17 protein-coding genes and 1 tRNA gene are annotated in these 17,639 nt (G+C 39.2%); 10 read left to right on the top strand and 8 right to left on the bottom strand.

The annotated features are described in order from the left end of the window. The first annotated feature begins 3 nt into the window (after nt 1-3). Nucleotides 4-783 (top strand): AMP nucleosidase, encoded by a 780-nt coding sequence (locus tag IPM34_02825; protein ID MBK8954474.1) that lies wholly within the window; start codon nt 4-6, stop codon nt 781-783. A 13-nt stretch (nt 784-796) separates the two neighbouring features. Here IPM34_02825 and IPM34_02820 read toward each other — a convergent pair whose 3' ends face one another. The 4 genes from IPM34_02820 to IPM34_02805 all read right to left on the bottom strand — a co-directional run bounded on the left by IPM34_02820 (nt 797) and on the right by IPM34_02805 (nt 3,659). Further along, nucleotides 797-1,306 (bottom strand): OmpH family outer membrane protein, encoded by a 510-nt coding sequence (locus IPM34_02820; protein MBK8954473.1) that lies wholly within the window; start codon nt 1,304-1,306, stop codon nt 797-799. A 28-nt stretch (nt 1,307-1,334) separates the two neighbouring features. Then, entirely contained in the window at nt 1,335-1,553 is a 219-nt protein-coding gene (locus tag IPM34_02815; GenBank protein MBK8954472.1) for a twin-arginine translocase TatA/TatE family subunit, read from the bottom strand. Between the two features lie 25 nt (nt 1,554-1,578). Then, nucleotides 1,579-2,532 (bottom strand): isopenicillin N synthase family oxygenase, encoded by a 954-nt coding sequence (locus IPM34_02810; protein ID MBK8954471.1) that lies wholly within the window; start codon nt 2,530-2,532, stop codon nt 1,579-1,581. 65 nt (nt 2,533-2,597) lie between these two features. Beyond that, nucleotides 2,598-3,659, bottom strand: a complete 1,062-nt coding sequence (locus tag IPM34_02805) for a hypothetical protein (protein ID MBK8954470.1) — start codon at nt 3,657-3,659, stop codon at nt 2,598-2,600. A 178-nt stretch (nt 3,660-3,837) separates the two neighbouring features. Between IPM34_02805 and IPM34_02800 the strand changes: the two genes are divergently transcribed. The 4 genes from IPM34_02800 (at nt 3,838) to IPM34_02785 (ending at nt 7,564) form a co-directional block, all read left to right on the top strand. After that, nucleotides 3,838-4,545 carry a PorT family protein gene (locus tag IPM34_02800; GenBank protein MBK8954469.1) on the top strand — a complete coding sequence of 236 codons (708 nt, stop codon included), beginning with the start codon at nt 3,838-3,840 and terminating at the stop codon, nt 4,543-4,545. A 3-nt stretch (nt 4,546-4,548) separates the two neighbouring features. After that, nucleotides 4,549-5,397, top strand: coding sequence for a carboxylating nicotinate-nucleotide diphosphorylase (gene nadC, locus IPM34_02795; GenBank protein MBK8954468.1), 849 nt, complete (start codon nt 4,549-4,551; stop codon nt 5,395-5,397). Between the two features lie 717 nt (nt 5,398-6,114). Continuing rightward, nucleotides 6,115-6,882 (top strand): exodeoxyribonuclease III, encoded by a 768-nt coding sequence (gene xth / locus IPM34_02790; protein ID MBK8954467.1) that lies wholly within the window; start codon nt 6,115-6,117, stop codon nt 6,880-6,882. 67 nt (nt 6,883-6,949) lie between these two features. Then, the gene (locus tag IPM34_02785; GenBank protein MBK8954466.1) at nt 6,950-7,564 is read left to right on the top strand and encodes a NifU family protein; all 615 of its coding nucleotides are present in this window, start codon (nt 6,950-6,952) and stop codon (nt 7,562-7,564) included. Between the two features lie 514 nt (nt 7,565-8,078). On the opposite strand, the gene IPM34_02780 is transcribed toward IPM34_02785, so the two are convergent. The 4 genes from IPM34_02780 to IPM34_02765 all read right to left on the bottom strand — a co-directional run bounded on the left by IPM34_02780 (nt 8,079) and on the right by IPM34_02765 (nt 10,566). Further along, nucleotides 8,079-8,492 (bottom strand): SET domain-containing protein, encoded by a 414-nt coding sequence (locus tag IPM34_02780; GenBank protein ID MBK8954465.1) that lies wholly within the window; start codon nt 8,490-8,492, stop codon nt 8,079-8,081. A gap of 79 nt (nt 8,493-8,571) precedes the next feature. Beyond that, nucleotides 8,572-8,994 carry a hypothetical protein gene (locus IPM34_02775; GenBank protein MBK8954464.1) on the bottom strand — a complete coding sequence of 141 codons (423 nt, stop codon included), beginning with the start codon at nt 8,992-8,994 and terminating at the stop codon, nt 8,572-8,574. Between the two features lie 71 nt (nt 8,995-9,065). Then, the gene (locus tag IPM34_02770) at nt 9,066-9,761 is read right to left on the bottom strand and encodes a DUF547 domain-containing protein (GenBank protein MBK8954463.1); all 696 of its coding nucleotides are present in this window, start codon (nt 9,759-9,761) and stop codon (nt 9,066-9,068) included. Nucleotides 9,762-9,840: 79 nt separating this feature from the next. Further along, nucleotides 9,841-10,566, bottom strand: coding sequence for a hypothetical protein (locus IPM34_02765; GenBank protein ID MBK8954462.1), 726 nt, complete (start codon nt 10,564-10,566; stop codon nt 9,841-9,843). 1,221 nt (nt 10,567-11,787) lie between these two features. Here IPM34_02765 and IPM34_02760 point away from each other — a divergent pair. The 5 genes from IPM34_02760 (at nt 11,788) to IPM34_02740 (ending at nt 17,483) form a co-directional block, all read left to right on the top strand. Beyond that, a tRNA-Phe gene (locus tag IPM34_02760) sits at nt 11,788-11,860 on the top strand. A gap of 318 nt (nt 11,861-12,178) precedes the next feature. After that, nucleotides 12,179-13,480, top strand: a complete 1,302-nt coding sequence (locus IPM34_02755; protein MBK8954461.1) for a glycosyltransferase family 39 protein — start codon at nt 12,179-12,181, stop codon at nt 13,478-13,480. 14 nt (nt 13,481-13,494) lie between these two features. Then, complete coding sequence (locus IPM34_02750; protein ID MBK8954460.1) at nt 13,495-13,839, top strand: hypothetical protein; 345 nt, start codon at nt 13,495-13,497, stop codon at nt 13,837-13,839. 141 nt (nt 13,840-13,980) lie between these two features. Then, nucleotides 13,981-16,113 (top strand): M3 family metallopeptidase, encoded by a 2,133-nt coding sequence (locus tag IPM34_02745; protein ID MBK8954459.1) that lies wholly within the window; start codon nt 13,981-13,983, stop codon nt 16,111-16,113. A gap of 437 nt (nt 16,114-16,550) precedes the next feature. After that, nucleotides 16,551-17,483: a DDE transposase gene (locus IPM34_02740; GenBank protein MBK8954458.1), complete on the top strand. Its 933-nt coding sequence runs from the start codon at nt 16,551-16,553 to the stop codon at nt 17,481-17,483. Nucleotides 17,484-17,639: the final 156 nt, after the last annotated feature.

Below are 17,639 nucleotides of genomic sequence, written 5' to 3'. Positions count from 1 at the left end.
CCTATGAAAACGAAAAGAGAAATTGTCGAAAATTGGTTACCCAGATACACGGGTACTGCATTGGAAGATTTTGGGCAGTATATTCTTTTGGTCAACTTTAATTTATATGTGGATCTTTTTGCCGAATGGCATCAGGTACCGGTGTTGGGCAGAGACCGGTCTATGCCGAATGCAACTGCAAACAACATTACGATCATTAATTTTGGAATGGGCAGTCCCAATGCCGGTACGGTAGTTGATTTGCTGACTTCAATTCATCCCAAGGCGCTTTTGTTTTTAGGAAAATGCGGAGGCCTCAAATCCAGGAAAAACAAAGTGGGTGATTTTATTTTGCCCATTGCAGCCATCAGGGGAGAAGGTACGTCAAACGACTACCTCCCGATTGAAGTTCCTGCATTGCCTGCATTTGCATTGCAAAAAGCCATATCCACAACGATCAGGCAATACGAGAAAGATTACTGGACCGGTACGGTTTATACCACCAATAAAAGAGTGTGGGAACATCGGCTGGATTTTAAAAAATATCTGACCCGTCTTCGTGCCCTGGCAATCGACATGGAAACAGCAACAATTTTTATAGCATCTTTTAAAAACAGAATTCCGGCAGGGGCTTTATTACTGGTATCAGATATGCCTATGATCCCGGAAGGTGTTAAAACCGAAGCCAGTGACCAATTGGTGACCAAACACTACCTGGATCTTCATTTGAAGATCGGAATAGATTCCCTGAAAAAACTCATCGAAAACGACACCACGGTCAAGCACCTCCGTTTTGAAGACTAAAAACTAACGATTGTTAGTTTTGTGGTTCCAGTTTTTTGAAAACTTTGCTGAACAAGTCGTCACTCTCTCTGAAAAAAAGCATTCCGACTGAGCTGTCAAAAATAAACTGATATTGCTCCTCTTTGCCAATTTCCTTGAGGGCATTATTAATTTTCTCCAATATGGGTTTAACCAATTCCTGTCTTTTTTTATCGAGACTGCTTCGCATGGATTCTCTGTAATTGACGATGGCATTCTGGTCAACTTCCAACTCCGATTCCTTTTGCTTCTGCTGATTGATGGTAAAGTTTCCCTTTTTGGATTCTTCCTGATATTGTTTCAGCTTTTGCTGGAAACTTGCTATCATTTCTTCGCCGGTTTTGGCTAAAGATTGCTCGTATTGCTTTAGAGCAATTGAAGCTTGGTTGGCTTCCTTTAACGAATCGATCAGGAGGACTGAATTCACATGCCCGACTTTTTGTGCAGATACCTGCTGTGCATAAAAGCACATAAGCATACTGCATAAAAGCATTGTTACTTTCATAATTATGGATAGTCTTTATGTAAATAAGTTAGTTGTTCTCGGAATCAATGCTTTTGCGATCGGCATCTCTCATCCCCTCTCGAATTTCATTAGAGATGTTGTTTTTAGCTTTGTTGAATTCTCTAATACCCGTTCCCAAACCGCGCATTAACTCTGGAATTTTTTTACCACCAAACATCAAAAGCACTATAAGCAGAATGACAATGACTTCTGTTGTCCCCAGGTTTCCCAATAATAATAATTTCATGTTGTGTATAATTTAAAGGTCAAAGTTATTTTTTTAATCCGATTTCTCGGAGTCTCTCGTTCAAATATTCACCGGCTGTGATGGGGTGGTAATCCGGTTCATGGCCTGTTTTAATACAAGAATCCAGGCAAGTCAGGTCCATGGCGCTCCTCGGATGCAGGAAAAACGGAATCGACAGTCTTGGAATATGCCACAGCTCCCGGGGTGGATTTACCACCCGGTGTGTCGTCGAGACCAAATAATTGTTGGTCAATCTTTGAAGCATATCTCCTACGTTTACAACTATTTCGTTTTCTCCGGGAATAGCATCCTTCCATTCTCCCTGTTTCGTCAGTACCTGAAGTCCTCCGGAGGAAGCGCCAACCAGCAAAGTGATCAGATTGATATCCTCGTGTTGTTCCGACCGGATAGCAGAGGCCGGCTCTTCAATAATGGGAGGATAGTGGATTGCCCGCAGGATGCTATTGCCATGATGTATTTTAGGAGTAAAGTAATTTTCATCGAGCCCAAGATGCAATGCGATGGCTTCCAGTAGTTTAGCACCGCTGTTTTCGAAGGCTTTGTAAAGTTTATTCCCAAGATCTGTAAATTCAGGAGTTTCCTTAACCATCACATTCTCGGGATATTCTGATTTAATAGGATCATCGCCCTCTACCACCTGGCCGATTTGGTAGAATTCTTTTAAATCTCCGACTTTGGAATGCTTTGCGTGCTCTTTTCCAAAAGAAGTATAACCTCTTTGACCGGCAAGACCGGGAATTTCATATTGGAGTTTTACCTCGAGAGGCAGCGAAAAAAATTTTTTAGATGCTTCGTAAAAACCGTCGACCAGAGGTTTGGGCACTCCATGGTTGACTACCCCCACAAAACCAATTTCGTGAAAAGCTTTTCCGAGTCCGGCGACAAATCGTGCTTTCTGAGTCTGATCGCCTGAACTGAATTGATCCAGATCGACTAATGGAATGACGCGGTCTGACATAACTAATTTTTACAAGGCTTGTATCAAAAACCAAACCAAAACCTCGATATAACAGCTTAGACCTGTTATTCGTTCCTGGGTTTAAACCTGGATTTTTGTAAAAAAACCTGGTTATCTGTAGAATTCAGTAAATCAACGATCTGTGTATTAGGATTGTTTTCCATGTAAGATTTGACAAGTTCATAGCCTATGTAGGATCCCGTCCGTCCCGGAGCTGCTTCGGGCATCCCTGGTGAATTTGGGCTTGGATTGATGTATTTATTTATTTTGAGGAGTTCAGAGGAATACAACAATTGTTGGCTTAGAAAAAAGGCCCAGATTTCCATTCTGTTTTTCTTGCACCAGTCAAGTTGTAAAGACGACATTTCAAAGATTGCAGTATCAGCCACTTCAGGAAGCAGATGCTCCAGGATGTATATCTTTTTTCCCCGCTGAATTATATAATCCAGCAATTGTCCGCCTGCGGATACCGGAATCCGGTCTTCAAGCCAGGCATCCCAGGTGCGCGGCAATAAATGGGCGGCATTAAAGCTCCGGCTGAGGTAATCCGAGAAAACGGGATTTTCCGGATCTATGGATTTATAATCGATTTGATCCCCTGCAAAAAATTCCAGTCCGATTCCGATTCCATCTGTTCCGGATTCGTGTTCAAATATAAAATTCGAATAACTAAAATCACAAAATGCCGTATAAAATACCGGTGGTTTAACTTCGGGAAAATAATGAATAAAGTAACGCAAGGACTGCTCAAAATCCTTTCTTATATCTTCTTCACCAGGAATTGCTTGTCTTATTTTATCATAAATCCGCAAGTTTGAAGCATGGTATAAATAGTTTTTTAATTCCAATGCGAATGCAGTATCCATCTGGACATCCGGTAGGGGAATTTGAATTACAGAGTTGAAATAGATCTTGCTGAAGGCTGGATGCGATTCGCAAAGTTTTTTCAACGATGCCATGAAATTGGAAGTGTCCAATCCATAGAGTTCATTTTCAAACCGGAATATTTTTAACCCGGACTTTATTTTGCTGACATCGGGAGGCTGTTCTGAACCCGGGTCTTTGCATGAAAAAAAAATAAAAAACGAACAAAAAGAAATAAGAGTGATGCGCATATTGTTTGCCACTAATGAAATTCAACTACAAAGAAAATGCATTTAGGGCACTTCTAAAAATCCCCATTATTGCAAGTCTATTGGTCAATTGTTGCTGTACGACCTCGATTCGTTTAAATAATGACTGGAATGATCTTCCTATTTTGTTATAGTTTTACTTTTAATTTGAATCCGTTTTAAAACAAGTTTTATGAAATTTTCTGCAGCAATTCTATTCATTTTGATATCCATATCAAGCCCGGCTCAGGAAATCCATTTCAATATGATGGGTGGCTTGTCGTATAGTTGGTTGCGGGCAAACAAGAATGTCATTGAATCCAAAGGTTCATTGTTTTCCTACAAAGCCCATATCCAATGCGAATATTGGTTTAACGATAAATATGCGTTCACTGCCGGAATCGGATTTTCGATTGCCCAAGGAGGGGCCTTGGAATTTAAAAAAGGCGGGGATCTTTTGAAAGGATCAGACCTGAGTCTTCCCGATTATCACAATCTGCCAGCCGGAACGCGCATTGATTATAAAATGAATTATCTTGATTTTCCATTCGGATTGAAATTACGGACCGGTTCTTTTAAAGGTTACCGATTTTATGTGCAGGCCCCAGAATTCAGTTTATCGTTCAGAACCAAAGCCAGAGCAAAAATTGCTGCCGATAACTTGCCATATACAGTCGACGAAGATATCCGGGGATCTATTGCTGGTGCAAGTATGTTTTACGGAATTAATCTTGGATTTGAGAAAACGATTTCCGATGACTTATCCTTACTCGCCGGAATCCGGTTTTATCAATCTTTTACAGATATTACAAATGACACGGGAATTTATACAGATGGCAGCAAAGAGAATTCAAAAGGTATATTATCCAGTGTTGATTTCAGAATTGGCATTACTTTTTAAACTATGCAGCTATTTGATCTCGAAAAATATATCAACCAGGCGATTGAGGAAGATATCCGCAATGGAGATATCACCTCGCTGGCCTGTATTCCGGAACGCCATCATTCCAAAGGGATATTGAAGGTCAAGGAAGATGGTATTCTTGCCGGAGTGGAAGCCGCATTTCAAATTTTTAAGGTTGTGGATCCGGATTTGAATATGACCAGGATGAAACAGGATGGTCATGTTGTTCATTATGGTGATATCGCCTTTGTAGTGGAAGGAAACACAAGATCACTATTAAAAAGCGAACGACTGGTTTTGAATCTGATGCAAAGAATGAGCGGTATTGCAAGCCTTTCAAACAGATTTCATGCTGAAGTTGAAGATTTGCCGGTTGTTTTACTGGACACGCGAAAAACCACGCCTTTAAACCGGTATTTTGAGAAGTGGGCTGTTCGGCTGGGGGGATGTCAAAATTATCGGTTTGGATTATACGATCGATTCATGATCAAAGACAATCACATAGAAGCTTGTGGAAATATAAGAACTGCAATTCATAAGGTAAACGAATACGCCAAAGAAAATGCACTGGAAGCTTTGGGAATAACCATTGAGGTGAAAAATTTAGTGGAGCTAGAAGAAGTATTAAACATTGGTATGGTTGACCAGATCATGATGGACAATTTCGCTTTGGAATTGTTGCGAGAAGGTGTTGAAATGGTTAATAAGCAATTTAAAACCGAAGCTTCCGGAAGTGTGAGTCTGGAATCCGTCAGAAAAATCGCACTCACCGGAGTTGATTTTATTTCTATTGGAGCCCTGACGCACAGCGCCGGAAGCCTCGACCTAAGTCTGAAGATACAAGGCTGAATCATGCAGGATAGGTTGCAATGAGCAAAACGACTAACACTATAGTCAGAATCGTCACCAACCAAAACCTAACGTCCTTGTACAAAACAGCTGGGGCCTGGTTTGTCTTCATACGCTTTCAGAGATTAATGAATAAAAAAATAAACTTTACTAATTTTAATCGGAAACCCGGGTATTTTCCATTCGACATTTCGGACAGAAACTGTAAATCAAACTAAGAACACAGTTCTATATATCAGGTGAAGTATTTAGAATGTTTCAAAAACTATACCATAGCAAATTGATCTAATATGATCCATTTTGCAAGGGTTTAAGCGCTCATATAGTGACCAGATCACATATCTTCAGTTAAAATTTGAAAAAAATACCCCATTCGCGTAGTCACCGGCATGTGATAAAAATGTAATATCATCCTTTACATATTTATAATTTACATTCATAGAGATCTTCTTGTCAAAGTCTTGATAACAAATGCTGCATCTGTCAATTCACTTACATTTTTTGAAAATTGGATTTAAAATACCTTTTAATAGAAGGCAATTTGACTTAGTTCATTTTAAATTGGCCCAAATTCACATCCGAAAAATGTGTCTTTTCTTGAAACGGGATAAAAAATCAGGTCCATTTTGATCAAAACAAAACGGGATTCAAATATTTGTTGAAGGGGTATTATTATTGTGTTCGTGAACTTTTGCAGTATAATTCTAAACACCGTACATGAAAAAAATCATCAGTTTAAATACAAACGGACTTCGCTCAGCGATAACCAAAGGTTTCAGGGAGTGGTTGCTAGCAAACAATTTCGATTTTGTTTGTATCCAGGAAACTAAAATGGATGCTTCCCATGCAGATCCGGATCTGTTTAAAGCAGAAGGATACCATGCCTACTGGCATTGTGCTGAAAAAAAGGGGTATAGTGGAGTGTTGATTCTTGCCAAAGAACCAGCAAGCCAGGTAACGATTGGATTTGATCTTCCCCTTTATGACCGCGAAGGAAGAATGATTTTATTGGAGTATCCAAATTTTTCATTGTGCAATTGTTACTTTCCCTCGGGTTCATCAGGGGAAGACCGTCATGCTTTTAAAATGCAATTTCTTCATGACGTCTATCCCTATTTTGAAAAGCTGGTTCAATCTAAACGCAAGTTGATCGTAGTGGGTGATTACAATATCGTCCATCAGGATATGGATATCCACAATCCGGAACGGAAAGACAATCCAAGTGGATTCAGAACGGATGAAAGGGCCTGGCTTCACAAGTGGTTTACCCATTTATTTAAAGACAGTTTCAGATTGATCTACCCTGATAAAATCGAATTCAGCTGGTGGAGTTTTCGCGCGGGTTCTTATGGCAAGAATAAAGGTTGGAGGATTGATTATCACTCCGTTACCGAAAACCTGGCCTCTCAGGTTTTAGATTACAAACATCACCGGGATATACGATTTTCAGATCACTGCCCTATAGAAGCTTGTTACGAAATTTAGTTATAACTAAGCTGAACATTCACCCTTTTCAATTGTCCTTAAGGGTATCTGAATAAAATTGAAAATTATGGCTACCAAACCCGTTGTAAACAGTATGTTGCTGGTATATACCGAACAAACACCCAATCCGGAATCTCTAAAATTTGTTACCAATCAACTGCTCTATAAGGGCATTGCTGATTTCAAGGATCAGGAATTTGCAGGAAAGTGGTCTGAACTGGCATCCAAACTTTACGAAAAGGAATACGTTCAGGCAGTATATATCTCCAACAATTTTGTAACGATAACCAAAAAGCCTGAATTCGAATGGCAGGAAATCATGATACCTGCCAAGGAATATCTGAAAGCTTTAATTGAGCAAGGCACCTCTATTGTTCATGAAGATTTTGAAGTCTTTCAAAGAGAACAAATGGATGCCGACGTTGCCAGAGAGTACAGCGGCAAAGACAGCGAAATTGTGCAGCGCATCCGGGAAATGATCCAAACCTATGTCAAACCCGCGGTCGAAATGGATGGAGGAAATATTGAATTCAAAAATTACAAAGACGGTATTGTAACGGTCACCATGCAGGGCTCCTGCAGTGGTTGTCCGTCATCTACCGTAACTTTAAAAGCCGGCATTGAGGGCTTGTTGAAAAGAATGGTTCCGGAAGTGCAGGAGGTAGTTGCGGAAGCGGAGTAGGCTTGGAGGGAATGCAATTCAGCGGAAAAGCTTGAAGCTAAAAGCCTAAAGCTTAGGTGCGATTCCCATTGATGCATCATTCATATAAAAACGAACAATTTATCGAATATTTAAAACAGATTTTTCTGAATTTTAGAATTTTCATAATTGGGGAGAGTTCAGTATCAAATTAATTCTTCATTCTGTGAATTCAAAATTCTGTCAATTCAGATTCTGAAATAATGGGTGAGGGGCATGGAGGCTGGTAGGAATGGAGGATTGGAGGAATGTCTGCTCGTCTGGGAAACGCAAAACTAACGAATGTTTAGTTGCTTTATCACTTATCAAGCAAACTACCAACTAGCATCTAACAACTTATGAATGCCAAGTTCCCCCATGTCTTAACAAGTCCTATTAAATTAGAATGGCGCTCGTTTCCCTTTTAGCTTTTCACCTTAAGCCTTTTCTCCTTAAGCCTTCAGCCTTTTCCCCTTCAGCCTTTTCTCCCTAAGCCTTCAGCCTTTTCCCCTTCAGCCTATTCTTCCCCTTCAACAATCGTCCCATAATCGATGAGCAGTTCCTCTCCTTTTGCGATATCGCGCAATGTCATAAAATACTCTCCATCATTTACGGATAGGATGTTGGGTTGATCGCTATGGTTGAGGAAGAGAGAAAGGTCCATTTGTTTGAAACCGTTTGCGGGTACGTAATACGCATTTTCATCAAAAAGGCAATAGGTTTCTACCAGATGGCGGGCATGAGGAGGCAGCGATTGAAATTCCTGCATGGTCAATGTATGCCAATCGCCTTGTTCTGTCGAAAAAATATTTTTACAATGTTGGGGTATATCAATGATTGCAAAAACACCTATTCCATGAACCGGTGAAGGCTGCAGACTTACAAACGTGTTGTAACAAAGCTCTGCGATAAGTTCTGATTTGCTGAACATGCTGCGAAGATAAATGAAAAGAAAGCGTCCTGGCAAACAGACTTGTCAGGACGCTTTATGGGTACTCAATGATCTTCTCTTAGTGCCTTCCCCAGAGCTCTACAACGGCTCTGCGTTTTTTGTAATTTTTGGTATCGTACCAGAATACGACTTTTTTAATGACCCTTCTGTTTCCCGGCAGGTCGATGACTCTGCTTTCATCACCCGCTTTGAACAGGTTTTTCAATTCTATGTTTTCAGTACTTCCATCACCAAAATGAACCACCATTTTATTCATATCCATGGCGGACCGGAGTACTTTTATTTTCAATGCTGTAAACAGGCCTTCTGCCGCAGTAACTTCGATCTCGTCACGATCATTTGCAAAGTTTACATTGCGCGTGCCCAAAAGTTCCCAGCGTGGCTGAACTGATTCCGGTTGAACAAGACAGGCTGACGAGATTGGAGAGGAAAATGAAGCGAACATCAGGATGATTGCAAAAAAATGGACTTGATTTTTCATGATTCTTTGTTTAAAATTTTAAGAATAGACTTTCGATGCATCCAAAAGTTTAATGAATACAAATATAAATTTTAGAAATTTCCATTTAGGGACCAGTCGTAATCCAAATAATCGATTTTTATTTTTGGATCGAGATTTTTAACGGGACCATAAGTTTGAATAAAACTGATAATCCCCTTTTTCCCATTAAAATCTCGAAAATACCATTCAAAAATTCTCGATAAACGAAGTTGTTCCAATGAAATAATATTCCGTGATGTATCAGCCAGAAACTTTTTTGCACACAAATCCAGTTGCTCTCCGAGCCGCAGTGCTGTAAAGGCTTGATTCAATAAAGCCGGGCAGGATACAGATGCACAAACCAGGGCCATGTGAATCCTTGGATCTTTGAATTTCCTTCGGAGAATACCGTGTTCAATTTCATTGAGATCGAATTGAATACCTCCCAGCGTTATAAATTTTATATCCCAGGTGCTATTTACAAATGGAAAATTTCCGCCGATTTCCCTGATGCTTTGAATTCCTGGATTTCGAATCATCAATTGGATGGTGAATGCATTGTAGGCGTTGATCCAGTAAGCAATTTTATCCTCTTTTTTCCAATTCGTTTGTGGTGGCCTCTTACTGAGGAGATTCAAGTAAATATTCAATTTCAGGCTGTCGAATGTAAATCCCCTGTAGTTTACCCATCCGGTTTCGCTGACATGTTTGGATAACAATTCATTCCACAGCTTATGATTGGAGTTTTGTGCATGACCATTTTGCATGCATAAACTGCAAATCAGAAAAAGGAATTTTAGGATGGTTTCCGTATGAGTAAATTTGGTAGTCATTTAAATACATACATCAATTCAAAACGAATTGCTCAATGTAATCGTATTGTTCTTTCCATTTAATTTGCATAATTGCAGGAAATGAAAGAAAGTAATACATGATCATTCCACCATAGGAAAGTTCATCCTGACACAGGTACTTTAATAAATCGGACTCAGTAATTTGAATGGATTGGCAACAATCGTTGATGAGCGCTACTTTATTTTCAGACCAGCTCTGAGGCAAACCATGTATTTTAAAAAATACTTCTCCCCACTCGTAGTTGGCTGTATTAAAATAAGACTCCGGTTTAATATACGATGATTCAAGATGTGGAACAGAAAAGATAAGCACACCGTCTTCGTGCTCCACTTCTGAAACATGAAGATAGTCTTGTTTAGGCGAAGGAAACTGGTGCATATAAAATACAATTCTATTGTAATGGTCGGCATCTTTACTGGTATGATCCAATCCGAGATACACTGCCGGAGCAAGAGCCATGATTTTCCATTCTTCCGGGATATCCTTTTCCGCCATATGTATGAATTCCTTGCGAAATAATTGTTTTGCTAATTTGCTATCAAATCTTTTTCGGGCATCCTCTCTCAACTTCGCATAATAAGGCACAAAGTTCGCGAGCCAATTTCTTTCATATGAAGAAATGTCTGGAGGAATTCTATGAAACCACCACTCATTGATCAGGTCTGAAAAAATAAAACTCGCAACGACCAAAAGGCCCGCCGGTAAAAGGATCCACAAGCTTGTTATCTCGTTTTTATCGGTGAGCCAAAGGCACAGAAGAAAAATCAAAACACAAAAGGTCTGTAGTCGTCTTGAAGGCATAGGGAGTTGTGTAAATCTGACTTAAAGTTAATCCGCCGCATTAGAATTTAATCCCAAAAAGCAAGATAACTATCCTTGAATTTTTCATTCCTGAAAGCTGCTTCTATGGAGAATTTGTATTCTGTTTCAGTTTTTATGGAGGGTATGCCTGATCAGGCAGGTACCGGATCCTTTAAATTCCAGTTTTGTGAGTTCTATGTTAATTTATTAATTATCAAGACCTTGCAATTTATTGCGCTGCTCACATATCATCATTCCCTCTGGATAAAGAAAACATTAATCAACCGAACAGAAAATGAAAACCGCCCAATGAAAGACAGACCGTGGATTCCTTCAGGTCATTCGAAAGTATAGGATCCCGCTACATGAAAAAGGTGGGTCAATCATAATCATCCCGCCTTTAGGTGATTTTGCTTCACTGCAGATTGTTTTGGTACTCTTTATTATAGTTTGGATTAATTCCCTTTTTAGATGAGGCCCAAATTGCTGTCCAATTAAGTATAATTGACACATTTTCAATAATTTAATTTTAGTCGGGAGCTGCCTTAGCTCATCCCGAAATAATCATTATTTGATTGTACAATTTGCTTGCTTTTTTCGGGAGATAGAGCAACGGACTGAAAATCCATGTGTCCCTGGTTCCCTGCAGGGATTCCTGGTCTTAACTCCTTTTCATATGATTTTTAGAACCCCCAGTCTGGAACTCATCCTCCTAACTTTCTTCTGGTTTCATTTTTCATTTTTCAACTTTTGCTTTTCAGTATTTCCTTTTTAAGCTGCCATTGCAGACTATTGAAGTTGAATTCACTCTTTACCAATGCTTAAATTATGACAATGAACTGCCTTAGCTCATCCCGAAATAATCATTATTTGATTTTACAATTTGCTTGCTTTTTTCGGGAGATAGAGCAACGGACTGAAAATCCGTGTGTCCCTGGTTCCCTGCAGGGATTCCTGGTCTTAACTCCTTTTCATATGATTTTTAGAACCCCCAGTTTGGAACTCATCCTCCTAATTTTCTTCTGGTTTCAGTTTTCATTTTTCAACTTTTGCTTTTCAGTATTTCCTTTTTAAACTATATTTGCAGCCCATTTGAGTAGAATTGACTCATTATCAATGTTTTAATTTTACTCAGGAGGTACCTTAGCTCAGATGGTAGAGCAACGGACTGAAAATCCGTGTGTCCCTGGTTCGATTCCTGGAGGTACCACGAATCCGGTGTGGGTGTGGGTGTGGGTGTGGGTGTGGGTGTGGGTGTGGGTGTGAGTGTGATGTGAGTGTGAGTGTGAGTGTGAGTGTGATGTGAGTGTGATGTGAGTGTGAGTGTGAGTGTGAGTGTGGGTGTGATGTGGTGTGGTGTGTGGTGTGTAAACCTAAGCTGGGTTAAAAAATAATAAAGGTCACATTTGTGGCCTTTTTTTTGCCTGTTTGATCCTTACTTCCACATGGGGATGGGGTTCGTTCAAGATTATTGTGCGCACATCATTACATTTGCCGAAAGTCTGTGAAGCTTTGATTAATTGTCGGCATGCCACAAAAGCTCAATAGTTATTTTCCATTATTTCTTGCACTGCTGGGATTGATATTTTACGTGCCTTTATTGGGAGGAGTGCATCTTTTTGACTGGGACGAGATCAACTTTGCCGAGATCAGCAGGGAAATGATTGTTTTGAATGAGTACAGCAGCGTCCATGTTGATTTCAAACCGTTTTTTGAAAAACCTCCCCTATTTTTCTGGATTCAGTCTTGCAGTATGCATGTATTTGGAATTAATGAATTTGCTGCCCGTTTGCCCAATGCGGTGTGTGGGATTATTACATTGCTTGTAATATTCTATATCGGAAAAAAAGTTGATTCTTCCAGATTCGGTTGGCTTTGGGCTTTATCTTATTTTGGCTCCTTACTTCCCTTCCTCTACTTTAAATCTGGGATTATCGATCCCTGGTATAATTTGTTTAGTTTCATTGGTTTGTTTTCTTTAATCGCTTTCCACCAGAAACAGTTAAATCCTAATCTGGAATCTTTTCAATGGCCAAAAGTTTATTATTTACGTATAGCTGGGTTTGCTACGGGATTGGCCATACTAACCAAAGGTCCTGCAGTTTTGCTTGTGTTATTGAGTTGCCTTGGGCTTTATGGAGTCCTAAACAAATTTAAATGGAGTTTAAGTCTGAAAGACTTCGCGATTTATGTCGCGATTTCATTGGGCGTTCCCGGAATATGGTTTTTGATGGAAACCATTATCAATGGACCTGCATTTGTAAATGCTTTTGTAAGTTATCAGGTACGGCTCTTTTCTACCCCGGATGCCGGGCATGGAGGATTTCCAGGATATCATTTTGCAATTCTACTCCTAGGTGTATTTCCTGCATCGATATTTTGTTTGAAGGCTTTTTCTTACAAAGACCCAGGCGATTATTATCACCAATCGGATATAAAAAAATGGATGATGCTTTTGTTGGTTGTCGTGCTCGTTTTGTTTTCTGTTGTTGAATCAAAAATTGTGCATTATTCATCTTTAGCATATTTTCCCATCACCTATTTATCTGCGTTTGCTTTAGATAAAATGATAGATCAAAAGCTTGAATGGGGCCGTTGGTTAAACGCTATTTTTATTTTTTCCGGCGCATTGTTTCTCCTTGTTGTGGGTACAGCACCCTATTTTGGCAATAACATTGAAATGCTCAAACCCTATTTTATGAAGGATCCTTTTGCTATGGCAAACCTCGAAGCCAAAGTAAAATGGACATTAGCAGATTATACTCCGGCGATGATCCTTTTAATCATATTGCTGTGGTTCTCCTTTTCCAAGAAGTTTTTTATTCTTTAAAAAATATTAATTTATTGTTTCTCTCTTTAGCATGTTTTTATACTCTTGTTTTAATCTTTCACATCAATCACATTGAATCGTATTCGCAAAATGCAGCTATAGAATTTTACAAAGAGAAAGAATCAGAGGATTGTTATATTTATCCGCATGGCTTTAAAACCTATGCGCATTATTTTTACAGCAGAAAAAGCTATCCTCTATTACCTGATCCGAACAACCGGAACTGGCTTTTGACAGGCCAGACAGATAAACCTGTTTACATCGTAAGTAAAATTCATAAAGTTCATGAACTAAATCAGCTACCGGATCTACAGGAGCTGTACCGGAAAAACGGATTTGTGTTTTATAGACGAAATTGAAACTAAGGATTTAAAAGCCTACTATTTTAAAAACAATCACGTGGATTTGATTAGTTTCAAAGCATTAGAATCCTTATTCCGGTGATAAAAAAATGTTTAATTTTACGACTTAAATAAATAACAGGTTAAAATTTATTACTTATGCAAATTTTTATTCTTCTTGTAATTCTGTTTATGTCTTGCAATATATCCCAAAACGAAAAAAACGATCAAGCTGGATCAACAACTAATTATACCTTTCAAATCCTTAACCCCTGGTCAGGACCACACAATGGTGTTCCAGCCTTTGACCAGGTTGATATCAATGATTTTATTCCGGCTGTAGAAGAAGCCCTGACAGAAAAAAGGGAAGAGATCAATCTCATTGCCGAAAATCCGGAATCTGCATCTTTTGAAAACACCATTGAAGCATTGGAAAAATCGGGTAATGCATTCAAGAGAATTCAATCCATATATTGGGTGTGGACCAGCAACATGTCAAGTCCTGAATTGGATTCCATCCAATCCATACTAGAACCCAGATTTGCATCTTTTCAGGATTCCGTAATTCAAAATTCAAAATTGTTTTCGCGTATTGAATCACTTCATAACGGCGATCAATCCAAATTATCAGATGAACAGAAAAGACTGCTGTGGCGCTATCATACCAGCTATACACTAGCGGGCGCAAAATTGGATGATTCAGCAAAAGCCAGAGTCGCAGAAATCAATCAGCGTTTAGCCGCATTATTTGCAAAATTCAGTCAGAATCTTCTGGCCGATGAATCTCAAAAGTTTCTACTCATCACAGACCCAAAAGATCTTAGCGGACTTCCTGAAAATCTGATCACCGCTGCGGCACAAGCCGCAGAATCAAAAAACAAGAAAGGCTCATGGGTAATAGCTAACACCCGTTCGGCCATCGAGCCCTTCTTAAGTTCCTGTAATAACAGAGCCCTAAGGGAAAAAGCATGGAAGATGTTTGTGAACAGAGGAGACAACGGTGATGCTACAGACAACAACGCCATTATCCCGGAAATACTGCAATTGCGGGCTGAACGTGCAAAATTGATGGGATTCCCGACACACGCCCACCTGAGGTTGGCAGACAAAATGGCTCAAACTCCTGAAAAAGCAATGGAACTTTTAGAATCGGTTTGGCCCTATGCTGTACAACGCGTGCATGAAGAAGTTGCAGATATGCAATCCTATGCAGATAAATCAGGAGATAAAATAAAAATTGAGGCCTGGGATTACAGATATTATGCGGAGAAAGTAAGGAAAGAAAAATACGATCTCGATCATGAAGAAGTGAAACAATATCTTCAATTGGAAAAGTTGAGGGAAGGGATGTTTTTTGTGGCCGGAGAATTATTTCAATTGCAATTTGACCAGGTGCAGGACGTTCCTGTATTCCATCCCGATGTAAGGGTTTACAAAGTCAGCCATAAAACCAATGGTCAATTTATTGGGCTTTGGTATTTTGATCCCTATGCCCGCACAGGAAAAAGATCCGGTGCATGGATGACTGCGTATCGGGAGCAGGAAACCTTAAACGGAAATATCACTACCATCGTATCCAACAATTGCAATTTTATTAAAGGCAAAGAAGGAGAACCCTTATTGATTTCATGGGATGATGCAGTCACCCTGTTTCATGAATTTGGACATGCCTTGCATGGTTTGTGTTCAAATGTAAATTATCCTTTATTATCGGGAACGAATGTGGCTACAGATTATGTAGAATTTCCCTCGCAAATACTTGAGCGTTGGTTATCTACTCCTGAAGTACTTGAAAAATATGCACTGCATTATCAAACCGGTCAAGCCATGCCAAAAGAGTTGCTGAAAAAAATTGAAAATGCAGCGAAATTTAATCAGGGTTTTGCAACTTTAGAATATCTAGCCAGTGCCCTTATCGATATGAAACTTCATTTGGCAGGAGATCAGAAAATAGACCCTGACCAATTCGAGCGGGAAACTCTTGCAGCGATGAACATGCCCAAAGAAATTGTGATGCGTCACCGGACTCCTCAATTTGGCCATATCTTTTCTGACGATGGCTACTCTGCGGGTTACTACAGTTATTTGTGGTCAGATGTGATCAGTTCAGACGCATATGAGGCTTTCACTGAAGCAGGAGGCCCTTACGATAAAGTTGTTGGAAAAAGATTACACGATTATATTTTCAGTGTTGGGGGTACTCTCAATGAAGCAGAAGCCTACAGAAAATTCAGAGGGAAAGATCCCGATAAAAATGCCCTTATGAGAGAGAGAGGATTCAAAGTTCAATAATTTAATTGTGTTATGTTTATTTCTTAAAGCACTTCTAGATACTTAGTGATTTTGAAACCATTCCTTTAGAAACTTATTATTGAAATTATTAGGGCGTTTCGGTAAAAATCTAAGTACGTAGAAATTAACGGAATGTGAAAAAATAAAGGCCACAAAAAACCCTGAATTCAGCACTTTTTGTATAAATTCAGGGTAAGTTTAAATAAAATAATGTTGCTAATTTAATAAGCATTCAGAATAATATTCTGAAAATTAATTTCGAGAGTGCCGATCAAAGGTTTGACACATATTATCAGTCCTTTTTAAGAACTGAATTAGGGCTTATCCATCAAGCTATTCCTTGGGCTAATTTGTGCGAAGTTTTTAGAAAGAATCTGCGTCGGAAAGAACAAAGAGGCAGAAAATCCTATTTCAATTTGCAAGGTAAGATCGTCTTGATGTTTTTGAAGCAATATATTGGAGATTCAGATTCGAAAATAATTGATCGAATAAATACGGATTATGTTTTACAGTTTTTCTGTGGGATTTACCTTAGACCTGATGATCAAATCAAGGATAAAAAAATAACCAGTCAAATCCGGTGTGAACTGGCACCGGCATTGTCGTTGGATGAAATTCAGATTGAACTTATGAAACACTGGAAACCCTATTTACAGGATGTACATATCGGTTTGGTTGATGCGACATGTTATGAATCACTACTTCGATATCCAACCGACGTAAAACTATTATGGGAGTGCTGCGAATGGACATATGGTCAAATGAAGAGAATTTGCAAGCAGTCTAAACAGCGAATACCACGGTCAAAATTCAAGGAACAGCAAGATAAGTACCTATCCTATCAGAAGAAACGAAAGAAGACGTATCAGCAAGCTCAAATTAGAAAGCGCGCATTACTTTATCTACTCAATAAGTTATTGAGTCAAATAGAACAAGTTTACCAAATAGCATCCACACGTGATCTTGTTTTACCTGCTGCCTATGCCAAGAGGATTCAAACGATTCAGACTATCCTGAGTCAGCAGCAGGAACGCTTTGAAACTGGATTGCCTATTAAGGACAGGATAGTAAGTATTGCTAAAAATTATCTTCGCCCAATTGTTCGGGGAAAGGAAACCAAGATCGTAGAATTTGGAGCTAAGGTGAACTGTGTTCAGATTGATGGTATCAATTTTATAGAATACCTAAGCTTCGATGCATTTAATGAAGGTATTCGCTTAGAACAAAGTATATTTTTAGTAAGAAAACTCACAGGGAAGTGCACTCACATAGCTGCGGATCAATCTATGCCACCAATAAAAACAGATCTTATTGTACAAGCCAGAATATTAAAAAAAATTTTACACCTAAAGGCAGACCAGGGCCACTAGAGCCCCAGCGCAGTCAAATGCAATCCTTACTTTCTAAAGAAAGAGCAACCAGATTAGAAGGTTCATTCGGAACTGAGAAAGATCACTATGGGTTATCAAAAATAAAAGCCAGAACTGCAGCTAATGAAATTCTTTGCATTTTCTTCGGCATCCATA

This window comes from Saprospiraceae bacterium (assembly GCA_016716185.1).
In the GTDB taxonomy this organism is placed as follows: Bacteria; Bacteroidota; Bacteroidia; order Chitinophagales; family Saprospiraceae; genus Vicinibacter.
This window is presented reverse-complemented; position numbering and strand designations above follow the sequence as displayed.